This window comes from Stenotrophomonas geniculata (assembly GCF_034508895.1).
Taxonomy (GTDB): domain Bacteria; phylum Pseudomonadota; class Gammaproteobacteria; order Xanthomonadales; family Xanthomonadaceae; genus Stenotrophomonas; species Stenotrophomonas geniculata.
On sequence record NZ_CP140571.1, the window covers coordinates 834,307 to 849,017 of the forward strand.

Annotated in this window: 20 protein-coding genes; 17 read left to right on the top strand and 3 right to left on the bottom strand. The window is 67.5% G+C overall.

Going from position 1 to position 14,711, the window contains the following annotated elements; translation table 11 throughout:
- Positions 1-56: 56 nt before the first annotated feature.
- The 7 genes from purM to RI032_RS03955 all read left to right on the top strand — a co-directional run bounded on the left by purM (position 57) and on the right by RI032_RS03955 (position 4,983).
- Positions 57-1,115 carry a phosphoribosylformylglycinamidine cyclo-ligase gene (gene purM / locus RI032_RS03925; RefSeq protein ID WP_049434457.1) on the top strand — a complete coding sequence of 353 codons (1,059 nt, stop codon included), beginning with the start codon at positions 57-59 and terminating at the stop codon, positions 1,113-1,115.
- 22 nt (positions 1,116-1,137) lie between these two features.
- On the top strand, positions 1,138-1,626 hold the full coding sequence (locus RI032_RS03930; protein WP_019336866.1) for a hypothetical protein: 489 nt from the start codon (positions 1,138-1,140) through the stop codon (positions 1,624-1,626).
- Positions 1,623-2,045, top strand: coding sequence for a hypothetical protein (locus RI032_RS03935; protein WP_054171161.1), 423 nt, complete (start codon positions 1,623-1,625; stop codon positions 2,043-2,045). The genes RI032_RS03930 and RI032_RS03935 overlap by 4 nt, the downstream gene beginning before the upstream one ends.
- 41 nt (positions 2,046-2,086) lie before the next feature.
- Positions 2,087-2,749, top strand: coding sequence for a DUF2238 domain-containing protein (locus tag RI032_RS03940; protein ID WP_010483625.1), 663 nt, complete (start codon positions 2,087-2,089; stop codon positions 2,747-2,749).
- Positions 2,746-3,405, top strand: a complete 660-nt coding sequence (gene purN, locus RI032_RS03945; RefSeq protein ID WP_019336868.1) for a phosphoribosylglycinamide formyltransferase — start codon at positions 2,746-2,748, stop codon at positions 3,403-3,405. The genes RI032_RS03940 and purN overlap by 4 nt, the downstream gene beginning before the upstream one ends.
- A 67-nt stretch (positions 3,406-3,472) precedes the next feature.
- Positions 3,473-4,297, top strand: coding sequence for a DUF3108 domain-containing protein (locus RI032_RS03950; protein WP_100447916.1), 825 nt, complete (start codon positions 3,473-3,475; stop codon positions 4,295-4,297).
- A gap of 2 nt (positions 4,298-4,299) precedes the next feature.
- A complete protein-coding gene (locus RI032_RS03955; protein WP_010483632.1) occupies positions 4,300-4,983 on the top strand; it encodes a DUF3108 domain-containing protein in 684 nt (227 codons plus the stop codon).
- Positions 4,984-5,060: 77 nt separating this feature from the next.
- On the opposite strand, the gene RI032_RS03960 is transcribed toward RI032_RS03955, so the two are convergent.
- The 3 genes from RI032_RS03960 to RI032_RS03970 are packed head-to-tail and all read right to left on the bottom strand — an operon-like array spanning position 5,061 to position 6,907.
- Positions 5,061-5,387, bottom strand: a complete 327-nt coding sequence (locus tag RI032_RS03960) for a hypothetical protein (RefSeq protein WP_010483634.1) — start codon at positions 5,385-5,387, stop codon at positions 5,061-5,063.
- Positions 5,384-6,655, bottom strand: coding sequence for a UDP-N-acetylglucosamine 1-carboxyvinyltransferase (murA, locus tag RI032_RS03965; RefSeq protein WP_322547894.1), 1,272 nt, complete (start codon positions 6,653-6,655; stop codon positions 5,384-5,386). The genes RI032_RS03960 and murA overlap by 4 nt, the downstream gene beginning before the upstream one ends.
- Before the next feature lie 21 nt (positions 6,656-6,676).
- Positions 6,677-6,907: a BolA family protein gene (locus RI032_RS03970; RefSeq protein ID WP_322547895.1), complete on the bottom strand. Its 231-nt coding sequence runs from the start codon at positions 6,905-6,907 to the stop codon at positions 6,677-6,679.
- A gap of 54 nt (positions 6,908-6,961) precedes the next feature.
- Between RI032_RS03970 and RI032_RS03975 the strand changes: the two genes are divergently transcribed.
- The 10 genes from RI032_RS03975 to rapZ all read left to right on the top strand — a co-directional run bounded on the left by RI032_RS03975 (position 6,962) and on the right by rapZ (position 14,698).
- Positions 6,962-7,963, top strand: a complete 1,002-nt coding sequence (locus RI032_RS03975; RefSeq protein WP_197653868.1) for a KpsF/GutQ family sugar-phosphate isomerase — start codon at positions 6,962-6,964, stop codon at positions 7,961-7,963.
- Between the two features lie 66 nt (positions 7,964-8,029).
- Positions 8,030-8,578 (top strand): KdsC family phosphatase, encoded by a 549-nt coding sequence (locus tag RI032_RS03980; protein ID WP_010483642.1) that lies wholly within the window; start codon positions 8,030-8,032, stop codon positions 8,576-8,578.
- Positions 8,575-9,150, top strand: coding sequence for an LPS export ABC transporter periplasmic protein LptC (gene lptC, locus RI032_RS03985; RefSeq protein WP_049410270.1), 576 nt, complete (start codon positions 8,575-8,577; stop codon positions 9,148-9,150). Before RI032_RS03980 ends, lptC begins: the two co-directional genes overlap by 4 nt.
- 104 nt (positions 9,151-9,254) lie before the next feature.
- On the top strand, positions 9,255-9,806 hold the full coding sequence (gene lptA / locus RI032_RS03990; protein WP_005408392.1) for a lipopolysaccharide transport periplasmic protein LptA: 552 nt from the start codon (positions 9,255-9,257) through the stop codon (positions 9,804-9,806).
- The gene (lptB, locus tag RI032_RS03995) at positions 9,806-10,525 is read left to right on the top strand and encodes an LPS export ABC transporter ATP-binding protein (RefSeq protein ID WP_010483646.1); all 720 of its coding nucleotides are present in this window, start codon (positions 9,806-9,808) and stop codon (positions 10,523-10,525) included. The genes lptA and lptB overlap by 1 nt, the downstream gene beginning before the upstream one ends.
- Before the next feature lie 39 nt (positions 10,526-10,564).
- Positions 10,565-11,989, top strand: coding sequence for an RNA polymerase factor sigma-54 (locus RI032_RS04000; protein WP_134958584.1), 1,425 nt, complete (start codon positions 10,565-10,567; stop codon positions 11,987-11,989).
- Between the two features lie 58 nt (positions 11,990-12,047).
- Positions 12,048-12,365, top strand: coding sequence for a ribosome hibernation-promoting factor, HPF/YfiA family (gene hpf, locus RI032_RS04005; RefSeq protein ID WP_004147311.1), 318 nt, complete (start codon positions 12,048-12,050; stop codon positions 12,363-12,365).
- A 21-nt stretch (positions 12,366-12,386) separates the two neighbouring features.
- Positions 12,387-12,839, top strand: a complete 453-nt coding sequence (locus RI032_RS04010; RefSeq protein WP_010483653.1) for a PTS sugar transporter subunit IIA — start codon at positions 12,387-12,389, stop codon at positions 12,837-12,839.
- On the top strand, positions 12,836-13,786 hold the full coding sequence (gene hprK, locus RI032_RS04015; RefSeq protein WP_005408388.1) for an HPr(Ser) kinase/phosphatase: 951 nt from the start codon (positions 12,836-12,838) through the stop codon (positions 13,784-13,786). The genes RI032_RS04010 and hprK overlap by 4 nt, the downstream gene beginning before the upstream one ends.
- Positions 13,787-13,813: 27 nt before the next feature.
- Positions 13,814-14,698, top strand: a complete 885-nt coding sequence (gene rapZ / locus RI032_RS04020; RefSeq protein WP_010483655.1) for an RNase adapter RapZ — start codon at positions 13,814-13,816, stop codon at positions 14,696-14,698.
- The last annotated feature ends 13 nt before the right edge of the window (positions 14,699-14,711 follow it).

Here is a 14,711-nt window from a genome sequence, read left to right on the forward strand (position 1 = left end):
TGCGCCAATGCGGCCTGTTAAAATCGCCCGTTCAACCCCTGCCAGCGCCGACGCCCGTGACCAACACCCCGTCTTCCGCCCCCTCCCCCCTCACCTATCGTGACGCGGGTGTCGACATCGACGCCGGCAACGCGCTGGTCGAGCGGATCAAGCCCCTGGTCAAGCGCAGCTTCCGCCCGGAAGTGATGGGTGGCCTGGGTGGCTTCGGCGCCCTGTTCGACCTGTCCAACAAGTACCGCGAGCCGGTGCTGGTGTCCGGTACCGACGGCGTGGGCACCAAGCTGAAGCTGGCCCACCAGCTGAACCGCCACGATACGATCGGCATCGACCTGGTCGCCATGTGCGTGAACGACGTGCTGGTGCAGGGTGCCGAACCGCTGTTCTTCCTGGACTACTTCGCTACCGGCAAGCTGGACATCGACACCGCCGCGGCGGTCGTGGGCGGCATCGCCAACGGCTGCACCGAGGCCGGCTGCGCGCTGATCGGCGGCGAAACCGCTGAAATGCCCGACATGTATGCCCCGGGCGAGTACGACCTGGCCGGCTTCACGGTCGCTGCGGTCGAGAAGAGCGAGCTGAAGGACGGCGCCAGCGTGGCCGCCGGCGACGTGCTGATCGGCATCGCCTCGTCCGGCCCGCACTCCAACGGTTACTCACTGGTGCGCCGCATCTACGACCGCGCCGGTCGCCCGGCCGATCTGGAGCTGGAAGGCGGCGTGAAGCTGGTCGATGCGCTGATGGCGCCGACCCGCCTGTACGTCAAGCCGATCCTGTCGCTGCTGAAGTCGCACGGCGAGGCCATCCATGGCATGGCCCACATCACCGGTGGCGGCCTGACCGAGAACATCATCCGTGTGGTGCCCGAAGGCCTGGGCCTGGACATCCAGGCCTCGTCGTGGACCCTGCCGCCGGTGTTCCAGTGGCTGCAGAAGGAAGGCGCGGTGGCCGACAGTGAAATGTGGCGCACCTTCAACTGCGGCATCGGCTTCGTGCTGATCGTGGCGCCGGACCAGGTGGCTGCAGTGTCCGACGCGGTCAAGGCGCAGGGCCTGGAGCACTGGACCATCGGCCAGGTGGTCACCGCCGAAGGCGCCGAGCGCGTCCACATCGGCTGATCCCGGCAACCCAGGAGCCCGCATGGACGCAACGCCCCCCTTGTCGCCCGCCCCCGTGCCGCCGCCGCTGGCGACGGTACCGGTGTTCAGCGCGCAGGATGCCGATCACCTGCGCATGCTGGCCATCGCGCACTACGTGGTCGGCGCCCTGATCGCGCTGTTCTCGCTGATCTTCATCATCCACATCGTGCTGGGCATCACCGCGCTCACCGGCAACCTGCCGATGAATTCCGGCGGCCAGCCGTCATCGCCGGCCGAGGAACGCCTGTTCGGCTGGATGTTCACCATCGTCGGCTGCGTCATCGTGTTCGGTGGCGTGACCCTGGGCGCGTTCGTGGCCTACGCCGGCCGCTGCCTGACCCGTCGCCGCCGCTACCTGCTGTGCCTGATCGTGGCCGGCTTGGCCTGCCTGTTCACGCCGATCGGCACCGCACTGGGGGTGTTCAGCCTGATCACCCTGCTGCGCCCGCAGGTCAAGGCCGCCTTCGACCTTCCCGCCACGACCGCATGACTGCCTCTGGCAATCCGCCGCCGCTGCCGCATCAGACCCTGGCGCAGCTGCAGCTGACCAGCCATCTGCAGACGCTGAAAGTGCTGTTCTACGCGTTGGCCGGCTTCCATTGGGTCGCCACAGTGGCGTTCCTCGGCCTCAGCGGCTGGGTGGCCCAGTCACGCGGGCTGGACGATGCCTGGATGCTGACCACGGTCTATGCGTCGATCGCCGGGCTGGCCGCCGTGCTGGGGTTCGTGCAGCTGCACACCGCGCGCCAGCTGTCACATCGCACCGGGCTGGCCTGGTGCCAGCGCGCAGCCTGGCTGGGCGTACTGGCAGGCCCGCTGGGCATGGCCTTGGCCGCCTATGCCTGGGTGTTCCTGTCCAAGCCTGAAATGGCCGCGCTGTTCGACCGCGGCGACCACCTCAGTGTCTGAACCTGCCGGCAGACGCCCCGTCCTGTCCTGATCGATTTCCCATGTCCGCGCCTGCCCTCCCGACGTCCACTTCGCCCACCACCCACCGCTTCTCGGGGCCCAAGAAGCTGGCCTTTGCCACCGTACTGGCGGTGTTCGCCATCAGCTGGGTCCACCCGCTGTGGCCTACCGAACAGGCCCTGCACAGCACCCTGACCGTGATCGGGCTGGCCGCGCTGCTGTGGGTCGACCGTCGCGGCGGCTGGCTGGGCAACGGCGCCTTCATCGCCATCTGTGGCTTCATCGCGCTGCACTGCGTGGCGGCGCGCTGGCTGTATTCCAACGTGCCCTACGACGCTTGGGCGCAGGCGCTGACCGGCTGGTCGCCGAACGCGGCCTTCGGCTGGCAGCGCAATCACTTCGACCGCCTCATCCACTTCCTGTTCGGCGTCTGCTTCACTCCCGCGCTGCTGCAGCTGGCGCGCCATGCGTGGCCCGCGCTGCGCCTGGGCCAGGCCTTCACTCTGGCAGTGATGACGGTGATGTGCGCCAGCCTGGTCTACGAATGGTTCGAATGGGCCATCGCGCTGGCGCTGTCGCCGGATGCCGCCGAGGCCTACAACGGCCAGCAGGGTGACATGTGGGATGCGCATGCCGACATGCTGATGGCGACCGTCGGCAGCCTGCTGACGTGGCCACTGATCCGCCGGAGTTCCCTGCAATGACCGCCCCAACCCGCATCGCCGTGCTCGCCTCGGGCCGCGGCAGCAACCTGCAGGCCATCCTCGACGCGATCGGCAGCGGCCGCCTGCCGGCCGAGGTGGTCGGCGTGTTTTCCGACCGCCCCGCCGCGGAGGCCCTGCAGCGCGTCGCACCGAACCTGCGCTGGGCACACGCACCGAAGTCCTTCAGTGACCGCGCCAGCTACGAGCAGGCACTGGGCGATGCGCTTGCCGCGGTACAGCCGGACTGGATCGTCTGTGCAGGCTACATGCGCATCCTCGGCGCGGCCTTCGTACAGCGCTTCGATGGCCGGCTGGTCAATATCCATCCGTCGCTGCTACCGCTGCACAAGGGCCTGGACACCCATGCCCGGGCGCTGCAGGCCGGCGATGCCGAGCACGGCGCCAGCGTGCACCTGGTGGTGCCGGAGCTGGATGCCGGAGCCGTGCTGGCGCAGGTACGTGTACCGGTGCAGCCAGGTGATGACGCGCACAGCCTGGCCGAGCGGGTGCTGGCGGTGGAGCATCCGCTGCTGATCGCCACCCTGCAGCTGTTGTGCGAGGGCCGCCTGGCTGAACGGGAGGGTCAGCCCTGGCTGGACGGTCACCCCCTGTTTAGCCCCTTGGCCCTAGATTCCGCCGGAAACCTGAACCGGTAACGCCCTTGCACACGCCCCGCTGACTGCGGGGCTGGCATCCTGCCCCCTCCTGCGGTCCCTGTCCTCCATGAAGACCACGACCCTGCTGTCCACTTCATTGCTGCTGTCGCTTGCCGTGTTCCCCGGCGTGGGCTGGGGACAGGCACCGGCGCCTGCCACCCCGCCGGCACCGGTGCCCGCAGCGCAGCCGCCTGCCGAGGCGCCGGCCGTACCGATGCCACCGGCACTGGCCTGGGAGCCACCGCCGCTGCAGCCGTTCAGCGCCACCTACCAGGCCTTCTACAAGGGCAAGGAAGCGGGCGATGCCAGCATGCAGGTCACCCACACCGGCGGCAGCCAGTGGCGGGTGGACATGCAGGTGGTCGGCCGCCGCGGCTTTGCCAGCGTGCTGGGCCTGAACATCGAACAGAGCACAGTGTTCGAGGAGCGCAGCGGCGTGTATGCGCCGCTCAGCCAGAGCACGGTGCGCAAGGGCCTGTTCCTGGGCAAGAAGGCGGTCGGTACCTACAACTGGCAGGCCGGCACCGCGCAATGGACCGGTGACGTCAAGAAGGAACGCGCGCAGCCGATCCCGCTGCAGGCGGGCGACCAGAGCGCGCTGCTGATCAATCTGGCGATCATGCGCGATGCCCGCCCGGGCGCCGCCATGCACTACCGCTACGTGGACATGGGCAAGGTCCGCGAACACGACTACCAGGCCGCGCCGCAGACCGAGAACGTCGAGGTCGGCGACCTGTCCTACAACGCGCTGCGGGTCTACCGGACCAACGGCGGCAGAAACGAAACCATTCTCTGGATCGCCAACGGTGTCCCCACCCCGGTGCGCATCCTGCAACGCGAAGACGGCGAAGATCGCGTCGATCTGCGCCTGATCGAATACCAAGGAGTCTGAGCATGAACACCCTGACCCGCCCCCTCACCTGGATCGCAGCCGCTGCCCTGACCGTGGCCAGCCTGCCGGCCATGGCCCTGGAACCGTTCAAGGCGGATTACCTGGCCAGCTACATGGGCATGCAGGCCAACGGCACCATGACCCTGGCCAGCGAAGGCAGCAACAAGTGGCGCTACAGCCTGCAGGTGAAGAACCAGCTGGCCGACCTCAGCCAGAGCACGGTGTTCGAGGAAGTCCGTGGCCAGCTGCGCCCGCTCAGCAGCCAGGACCGTTCGGCGCTGCTGGTGAAGAAGCGCAACGTGCAGGCCAACTACAACTGGACCAGCAACCAGGCCACCTGGACCGGCGACATCAAGCCGGACCGTGCGGGCCCCATCGCGCTGAAGGCGGGCGACATGGACGCGCTGCTGATCAACCTGGCGATCGCCCGTGACCTGGCCGCCGGCAAGCCGCTGACCTATCGCATGGTCGACGAAGGCCGCATCAAGAACATGACGTACCGCGTGATCGGCAAGGAGTCGATCACCGTGGGCGGCAAGAGCTACGAGGCCACCAAGGTCTCGCGCGCCGACGGCAACAAGGAGCTGATCGCGTGGATCGTGCCGGAGTTTCCGGTGCCGGCGCGCATGCTGCAGCGTGAGAGCGGCCGCGATGCGCTGGACCTGACCATCAAGGCGATGAACTGACCGGAGATCCACGTCATCCACGCATGGCGCGGATGGGTGTATCCCAAAAAGAAACGCCCGCTTTCGCGGGCGTTTTCTTATTTCTTCGCTTCGGCCGGTTTGTCTTCGGCCGCCTTGAACTCGGTGCGGCAGTCCACGCGGATCTGCTCACCGGTGCTGCGCCAGACGAAAGTGCGGCAATGGCGGTTGCCGTCCTGGCTGTCGTTCACCGCAACCGCATAGAACGACTCGATGATTTCATCACGCGAGACCGTGCCATCGCCGTTCCAGTCCATGTCCTTCTGCTCGATGCCCCGGGTGATGGCGATGTTGGCGTACCAGGCATAGCCCAGCCACGCCAGCACGATCAGCACCAGGGCCAGCAGCGCCTTGCGACGCGGGCTGAACTTGCCGCGCAGGATCATGGCACGCGCCGGATGGTGGCACCGAGCGAAGACAGCTTCTCTTCGATGTTCTCGTAGCCACGGTCAAGGTGGTAGATGCGGTCAATGGTGGTGTCGCCGCTGGCCATCAGGCCGGCCAGGATCAGCGACGCCGACGCACGCAGGTCGGTGGCCATCACCGGTGCACCGCTCAGGTGCTCGCTGCCACGCACGATGGCGGTATGCCCTTCGACCTGGATGTCCGCACCCAGGCGCAGCAGTTCGTTGACGTGCATGAAACGGTTCTCGAAGATCGTTTCGTTGATCACGCCCACGCCGTCGGCCACGCAGTTGAGCGCCATGAACTGCGCCTGCATGTCGGTCGGGAATGCCGGGTACGGCGCGGTGGTCAGGTTGACCGCCTTCGGCCGCTTGCCCTGCATGTCCAGGGTGATGGTGTCGTCGGTGGTCTCGATCTTCGCACCGGCCTCGACCAGCTTGGACAGCACCGCGTCCATGGTGTTCGGGCGCGCACGGTTGACCGTGACCTTGCCACCGGTCATCGCTGCGGCGACCAGGAAGGTGCCGGTCTCGATGCGGTCGGGCAGCACTTCATGGCGGCCACCGGACAGGCGCTCGATGCCTTCGATCACCAGGCGGGCGGTGCCCAGGCCTTCGATCTTCGCGCCCAGCGCGATCAGGCAGTGCGCCAGATCGGTCACTTCCGGTTCCATCGCGCAGTTGTCGAGGATGGTGGTGCCTTCAGCCAGCACCGCACCCATCAGCACGTTCTCGGTGCCGGTGACGCTGACCATGTCGAAGGTGAAATGGCCGCCCTTGAGGCGCTTGGCGGTGGCCTTGATGAAGCCGTTCTCGACCACGATCTCGGCACCCAGCGCCTGCAGGCCCTTGATGTGCTGGTCAACCGGACGCGAACCGATCGCGCAGCCGCCGGGCAGCGACACTTCGGCCGCGCCGAAGCGGGCCAGCAGCGGGCCCAGCACCAGGATCGAAGCGCGCATGGTCTTGACCAGCTCGTAGGGTGCCACGTGCTGGTTGACCGAGCGCGGGTCGACCACGATCGCGCTGCCGCGCGACAGCGTGCCCTGGTCGATGGTGACCTTGGCGCCCAGCTCGCCCAGCAGCTTCACCGTGGTGACCACGTCGTGCAGGTGCGGCACGTTGGTGATCTCCACCGGCGCATCGGCCAGCAGGGTCGCGCAGAGAATGGGGAGGACGGCGTTCTTGGCGCCGGAGATGCTCACTTCACCGTGCAGCGCAGCGCCGCCGGTCACAACGATCTTGGCCATGTATTCGGGATCTTCTGCGGTTCAGCCGGCTTCGGCCGGGGTCACGGTTTTCAGCGCCAGCGCGTGGATCGCGCCGCCCATCAGGTCGCCCAGCGTGGCATACACCATGCGGTGGCGGGCCAGCGGCATCTTGCCGGCGAAGGCCTCGCAGATCACGGTCGCTTCGAAATGCACGCCATCGTCGCCCTGCACGTCGGCGCGGGCGCCAGGCAGGCCGGTTTCGATCAGATTGCGGATGGTGTCGGCGTCCAACGGGCTTTCCTAATAAAATGTGCGTCCATTCTACTTCCGCTGCGTGGCGTCCGCATGGCCGAATCCCTGTTGCCCCCCCGTTCCGTCGACCCTGCCGGCCTGGTCGCCAGCGGCCGCCGCGTCTTCGAGATCGAGCGGCAGGCGCTGGATGCCGTGGCCGACCGCCTTGGCGAGGCCTTCCAGCAGGCCTGCCAGGCGATCCTGGCCAGCCGCGGGCGGGTGGTCGCCACCGGCATGGGCAAATCCGGGCATATCGCCCGCAAGATCGCCGCCACCCTGGCCTCCACGGGTACGCCCGCGTTCTACGTGCACCCGGGCGAAGCCGGCCATGGCGACCTGGGCATGATCACCGAAGACGACGTGGTGCTGGCCCTGTCCTATTCGGGCGAGTCCGACGAGGTGCTGATGCTGCTGCCGGTACTCAAGCGCCAGGGCAACGTGCTGATTTCCATGACCGGCCGCCCGCAGTCCAGCCTCGCCACCGCCGCCGACATCCATCTGGATGTGAGTGTGCCGGCCGAGGCCTGCCCGCTGGCGCTGGCGCCGACCTCCAGTACCACCGCCTCGCTGGCGATGGGCGATGCGCTGGCTGTGGCCCTGCTCGACGCACGCGGCTTCACCGCCGATGACTTCGCCCGCTCGCACCCGGCCGGCAGCCTCGGCCGCCGCCTGTTGCTGCACATCACCGACGTGATGCACGCCGGCGAGGACCTGCCCAGCGTGGGCGCCGACGCCAGCCTCAGCGAAGCGCTGATGGAAATGAGCCGCAAACGGTTGGGCATGACCGCCGTGGTCGATGCCGACGGCGTGCTGATCGGCCTGTTCACCGACGGTGACCTGCGCCGTGCGCTGGACAGCGCGCTGGACGTGCGCACCGCAAAGATCGCCGATGTGATGACCCGTAACCCGCGCACCATCGGTGCTGACCAGCTCGCGGTCGAGGCGGCCCGGCAGATGGAAACCCAGAAAATCAATGGCCTGATCGTGGTCGATGGCCAGGGCCGCGCGGTCGGCGCCCTGAACATTCATGACCTGTTGCGGGCCCGGGTGGTTTAACCGACAGTCCATCAACCCCATTCAGTCTGTAACGCCGCACCTGCCCCCAACGAGCCTGCCGCCCTGATGCCCTGGTCCCCCCTGCCCGCCTTCCCCGCCCACCTGCATGCCGCCGCGGCCCGTATCCGCCTGGCCTGCTTCGACGTGGACGGCACCCTCACCGACGGTCGGCTGTACTACGACAAGGACGGCAACGAGAGCAAGGCGTACTTCGTGCAGGATGGCCTGGGCCTGAAACTGCTGCAGCAGCACGGTATCCACCCCGTGCTGATCACCGCGCGCAACAGCCAGTCCGCGCTCAAGCGCGGCGCCGACCTCGGCATCGACACCCAGATCGCCGTGGGCGACAAGCTGGCCAGCGTGCAGGCGCTGTGCGCGCAGCACGGCATCGGCCTGGAACAGGTGGCGTTCATGGGCGATGACCTGCCCGACCTGGCGCCACTGGGTGCGGTCGGCCTGGCGGTGGCCCCGGCCAACGCCCATCCGTGGATCGCCGAGCGCGTGCACTGGCAGACCCGTGCCGAGGGCGGGCTGGGCGCCGCACGTGAGCTGTGCGACATCCTGCTGGCCGCCCAGGGCCACGTGGACGCCGTGCTGGCGAGGTTCGGCGCATGAACCTGCCCACCCTGAACTGGCGCACCGTGCTCGGCATCGGCCTGCTGCTGGCCGCCCTGCTGAGCAGTTGGGCGGCGCTGCGCAACCGCGACAAGGGGCCAGCCAAGGGTGGCCAGGAAGTCGGCGTGGATTACATCCTGCATGACTTCCAGATCGTCGCCCTGGATGAGCACGGCAAGGAATCGACCACCCTGCGTGCGCCGCTGCTGGAGCGCCAGCGCGGTGACCAGACCATCAACATCGCCACGCCGCTGTTCGAGATGCCGGACAAGGATGGCAAGCACTGGACCCTGCGTGCCGAGACCGGCTGGCTCAGTGCCAAGGGCGACGAGATGAAGCTGCGCGGCAATGTCGCCGGCGACAGCCCGGCCGGCCCGGGCACGGTGCCGACCACCTTCCGCACCGATCATCTGGACGTGTTCCCGAAGGAAAACCGCGCCCGCACCGACGCCCTGGTGACCATGACCCGCCCGGGCATGGAACAGTCCGGCGTCGGCTTCGAAGTGGATTCGAAGAACAACACGTATCATTTCCTCAGCCAGTCCAAGGGCCGCTACACGCCCAAGCACTGATTCCGCCGCCAGCCTGCGACGTCTCCGGACAGGCGCAGGGCCGGCAGCCCCATCCGCCCGCCCCCGGCCCGCCCGGGAGGCCCTCACCGGTAGAACGGACCCCGATGAAGATTCCCTTTGCCGCCGTACTCGCGCTTGGTCTTCTTGTCCCCAGCGCCGCCTTCGCCAAGTCCACCGACCGCAACGAAGACATGCACATCGATTCCGGCGCCCAGTCGGGCATGCTCACCGGCGACGGCAAGACCGTGCTGTCGCAGGGCGTGATCATCACCCAGGGCACGCTGGACCTGCGCTCGTCCGAGGCCGAGATCTACCTCAAGGACGGCGAGGCCGTGCGCGTGGTGTTCACCGGCAAGCAGGCCAAGATGAAGCAGCAGCTCGATGACGGCACCTGGATGGACGCGCTGGCTGATCGCATCGATTACGACATCAAGACCGAGATCATCACCCTGACCGGCAACTACAAGGTCACCAGCGCGCGCGGCACCAATGCCGGCCAGCGCATGGTCTACAACACCCGCACCGGCGAGATGAACTCCGGTGGCGACGGCAGCCGCGTGCGCACCGTCATCCCGCCGAAGAACAAGACCCCGGCCGCGCCTGCGGCACAGCCCAAGGCCACCACGCCGGCGCAGCCGGCCGGGAGCAGGAAGTAATGCTCGTCGCCAAGGGCCTGCGCAAGAAGTACAAGCAGCGCGAAGTGGTCAAGGACTTCGGGTTGACCCTCGACGCCGGTGAAGTGGTCGGCCTGCTCGGCCCCAACGGCGCCGGCAAGACCACCTGTTTCTACATGATCGTCGGCCTGGTTGCGGCTGACGCTGGCAGCATCGTGCTCGATGGCAAGGACATCACCGGTGACCCGATGTACACCCGCGCCAAGCAGGGCGTGGGCTATCTGCCGCAGGAACCGTCGGTGTTCCGCAAGCTGACCGTGGCCGACAACATCCGCCTGGTGCTGGAACTGCGCGAGGACCTCGATTCGAAGGGCCGCGAACGCGAATTGAACAGCCTGCTCGATGAACTGCAGCTGGGCCACGTCGCCGACCAGCTCGGTGCCAGCCTGTCCGGTGGCGAACGTCGCCGCTGCGAGATCGCCCGCGCACTGGCCGCGCAGCCGCGCCTGATCCTGCTCGACGAACCGTTCGCCGGTGTCGACCCGATTTCGGTCGGCGAGATCCAGCGCATCGTCACCCATCTCAAGCAGCGTGGCATCGGCGTGCTGATCACCGACCACAACGTGCGCGAGACCTTGGGTATCTGCGACCGCGCGTATATCCTCGCCGAGGGCAGCGTGCTGGCCCAGGGTTCGCCGGAAGCGATCCTGGACAACGCCGACGTGCGTCGCGTCTACCTCGGGGATTCCTTCAAGCTGTGAAGCAGTCGCCGGGTTCCTTCCCTTCCTTTCGGCACAGGCATGAAGACTCGGCTGCAGACATCGTTGGGACAGCAACTGGTGCTCACGCCCCAGTTGCAGCAGGCGATCAAGCTGCTGCAGATGTCCACCACCGAGCTGGAGCTGGAAATCGCGCAGGCGGTGGAAAGCAATCCACTGCTGGACTGGGCCGACAGTAGTGACAGCAGCAGTACCGCCAACGAAGCCGGCGATGGCAACGACAGTGATGCCCCCGCAGAACGCACCGATGCCGGTGACGATTGGGCGCCGGCCGAACTGGACTGGAGCGCGGCCGGCAGCGGTGGCAGCTTCGACGATGACGACGACAACGGCAGCGCTGCCGAGCGCGTAGCCGAAACCGAAACACTGGCCGACCATCTGCTGTGGCAGCTGCATCTGTCGCATCTGTCCTCGCGTGATCGCAGCATCGGCGCGGCACTGATCGATGCATTGGACGACGACGGGTACCTGCGCGAGCCGCTGGCCACCATCGCTGAAACCCTGTTGCCGGCGATCCACGCCGACGAGGACGAGATCCTCGCCGTGCTGCATCGCATCCAGCGCTTCGATCCGGTGGGTGTGGCTGCACGCACGCTGGGCGAATGCCTGCTGCTGCAGCTGGATGTGCTGGCCGGCGACACGCCCGGCCTGATCCTGGCGCGGCAGATTGCCGCAGGCCCCTTGGAACGGTTGCCGCGCAGCGGCGTCGCCGGGCTTGCCCATGAGTTGAAGCAGCCGCTGGACGAGGTCGAGACTGCCGTGGCGCTGCTGCGCTCGCTGGACCCGCGCCCGGGCACGCAGATCGCACCGCTGTCGCAGGACACCTATGTGGTGCCGGACGTGGTGGTGTGGCGGCAGAACGGCGTGTGGCGCGCGGCGCTGGCCGCGCATGCCGGGCCGAAGGTGGTGATCCACCGCGGCTACGAACAGCTGATCCGACGCTGTGGCGACGCCGATGCCGGCTACCTGCGTGCCCAGCTGCAGGAAGCGCGCTGGCTGCTGAAAGGGCTGCAGCAGCGTGGCGAAACCCTGCTGCGCGTCGTGCGCAGCCTGATCCTGCAGCAGGCCGGCTTCCTTGAATTCGGTGAGCAGGCGCTGCGTCCACTGACCCTGCGCGAGATCGCCGCCGAGCTCGGCCTGCACGAATCCACGGTCTCGCGCGCGATCGCCCGCAAGCACGTGCGTACCCCGCGAGGCACCCTGCCGCTGCGCGCCTTCTTTGCCTCCGGCATCGATACCGAGGGCGGCGGCGAGGCGTCCAGCACCGCCATCCAGGCGATGATCCGGCGCCTGATCGACGACGAGAACCCGCGCAAGCCGCTTTCTGACGCCAAGCTGGCTGACCTGCTCAAATCATCGGGAATTCCAGTAGCGCGGCGCACCGTGGCGAAGTATCGTGAAGCCATGAACATTTCCGCCTCGCACGAAAGGGTCAGAATCGCTTGACGCGCCGCCGCGCCCGGCGGAGAGGTTCATTGGCACATCCGAACACAGGAGAAACCCGATGCGCATCGAAACGTTTGGCAAAGATGTCGAAGTCACCCCGGCCCTGCAGTCCTATGTAGAGGAGAAGCTGGCCCGGATCGGCAAACACTTCGACCAGCACTGCGAAGCGCGGGTGACCCTCAAGCTGCAGAAGACCGAACACCACGTCGACGCCAGCCTCAACATTCCCGGCCAGACCCTGCACGCCGAGGCCAATGCCCAGACCATGTATGCCGCGATCGACCTGCTTGCGGACAAGCTTGACCGCCTGGTGATCAAGCACAAGGAGAAAAAACAGCAGCACGCGCCGCTGCCGGTGGGCGACAATGGTGGCTGATCGCCACCGTTCCCCGCAGACATGCCCCTGACTGACCTCCTGGCGGCCGTGCAGACCCAGCTCTGCACGGCCACCGACCGCGACAGCGTCCTGCAGGCCGCCGCCGGGTTGCTGGCCTGCCGCCAGGCCAACGCCGAACAGATCTATCTGAACCTGTGCCAGCGCGAAGCGCTGGGCAGCACCGTGATCGGTCACGGCATCGCCATTCCCCACGGCCGCGCGCCAACCCTGGACCGCCCCCGCGGCGCCCTGCTGCGGTTGGCCACCCCGGTCGACTTCGGCGGCGACGAGCCGGTGGACCTGGTGTTCGCCATGGCCGTCCCCGCCCACTACACCCACCAGCACCTGATGCTGCTGTCCGAGCTGGCCGAGCTGTTCTCCGCGCCGGACATCCGCCAGGCCCTGCGCGAAGCGGGCGATGCCCGGGCCCTGCGCGAGGCGCTGGACATGACCCCACCTGCGAGCGCCGCATGAATACCAGCATCACCGCCCGTGAACTGTTCGAACAGCAGCGCGAGCGGCTGGGGCTGCGCTGGGCTGCCGGCAAGTCCGGCGAGAAGCGCGAGCTGGAGGCCGGCAACACGGTCTCGCGGCGCCCCTCGCTGGCCGGCTACCTCAACGCCATCTATCCCAACAAGGTGCAGATCCTGGGCACCGAGGAACTGTCCTGGCTGGATGCGCTGGAACCGCGCCAGCGTTGGGAGACCATCGAAAAGATCATGCAGTCGCACCCGCTGGCGCTGGTGCTGACCCGCAACCAGGCGTGCCCGGAAGACCTGCGTGCCGCCGCGGATGAATCCGGCACGCCGCTGTGGCTGTCGCCCAAGCGCGGCCACGAACTGCTCAACCACCTGTCCTACCACCTGGCGCGTACGCTGGCGCCGCGGGTGATCCTGCATGGCGTGTTCATGGAGATCTACTCGATCGGCGTGCTGATCACCGGCGAGGCCGGATCGGGCAAGAGCGAGCTGGCGCTGGAACTGCTCAGCCGTGGCCATCGCCTGGTCGCCGACGATGCCCCCGAATTCACCCAGATCGCGCCCGACGTACTCGACGGCACCTGCCCCGAGCTGCTGCAGGACCTGCTGGAAGTGCGCGGCCTGGGCGTACTGAACGTGCGCGAGATGTTCGGCGACACAGCTGTAAAGAAGAACAAGTACCTTCGGCTGATCGTCCACCTGACCAAGCCGATGACCGAACCCACCCCGCATGGCTACGAGCGCCTGACCGGCGACTCAGGCACCCGCCATGTGCTGGACCTGGATGTTCCGCTGATCACCCTGCCGGTGATGCCTGGCCGTAACCTGGCCGTGCTGACCGAAGCCGCCACCCGCCTGCATATCCTGCGTACCAAGGGCATCGACCCGGCGGCGATGTTCATCGCCCGCCACAGCAACCTGCTGGAACGGCGAACGCCCTGATTCCCCTGCCCTTCGAAGAGCCTGTCCATGAGCACCGCAACCCCCTCCGCCCCGACCCTGATCATCGTCAGCGGCCTGTCCGGCTCGGGTAAATCCGTCGCCCTGAAGACCTTCGAGGACCAGGACTACTACTGCTCGGACAACCTGCCGATCCACCTGCTGCCTGACTTCGTGCGCAGCCTGCTGGCCAACCACGACGGCAGCGCGCCGCGTCGGCTGGCGGTGGGCATCGACGTGCGCGGCCAGGCCGACCTGAGCCAGCTGGGCGACTGGCGGCAGCTGGCCACCGACGCCGGCGTGGAAGTGAAGGTGCTGTTCTTCGAGGCCAGCGATGAAACGGTGCTCAAGCGCTATGCCGACACCCGCCGTCGCCATCCGCTGAGCCAGCTGGGCCTGTCGCTGCCCGAAGCGATCGCCCGCGAGCGCGAGCTGACCGCACCGCTGCGCCGCGAGGCCGATGCGGTGATCGATACCAGCAACCTCAACGTGCATCAGCTGCGGCGGCGGATCATCACCGAGTTCACGATGGACCATGCCACCGGCCTGTCGCTGCTGTTCGAATCGTTTGCCTACAAGCGCGGCGTGCCGGCCGAAGCGGACTTCGTGTTCGACGCGCGGGTGCTGCCCAATCCACACTGGGACCCGGACCTGCGCGCGCTCAGCGGCCGTGAGCCTGGCGTGCGTGACTACCTGGAAGCGCAGCCGGACGTGCAGCGCTACCTGGCCCAGCTGATGGATTTCCTCGATACCTGGCTGCCGAAGCTGGGGGATGGCACCCGCAGCTACGTGACCGTGGCGTTCGGCTGCACCGGCGGCAAGCACCGGTCGGTGTTCCTGGCCGAGCGCCTGGCCCGGCATGCCCGCGAGATGGGCTGGGAAGACGTGGCGACGTACCACCGCGAACAGGATTGAGGGGGTCGGCCGG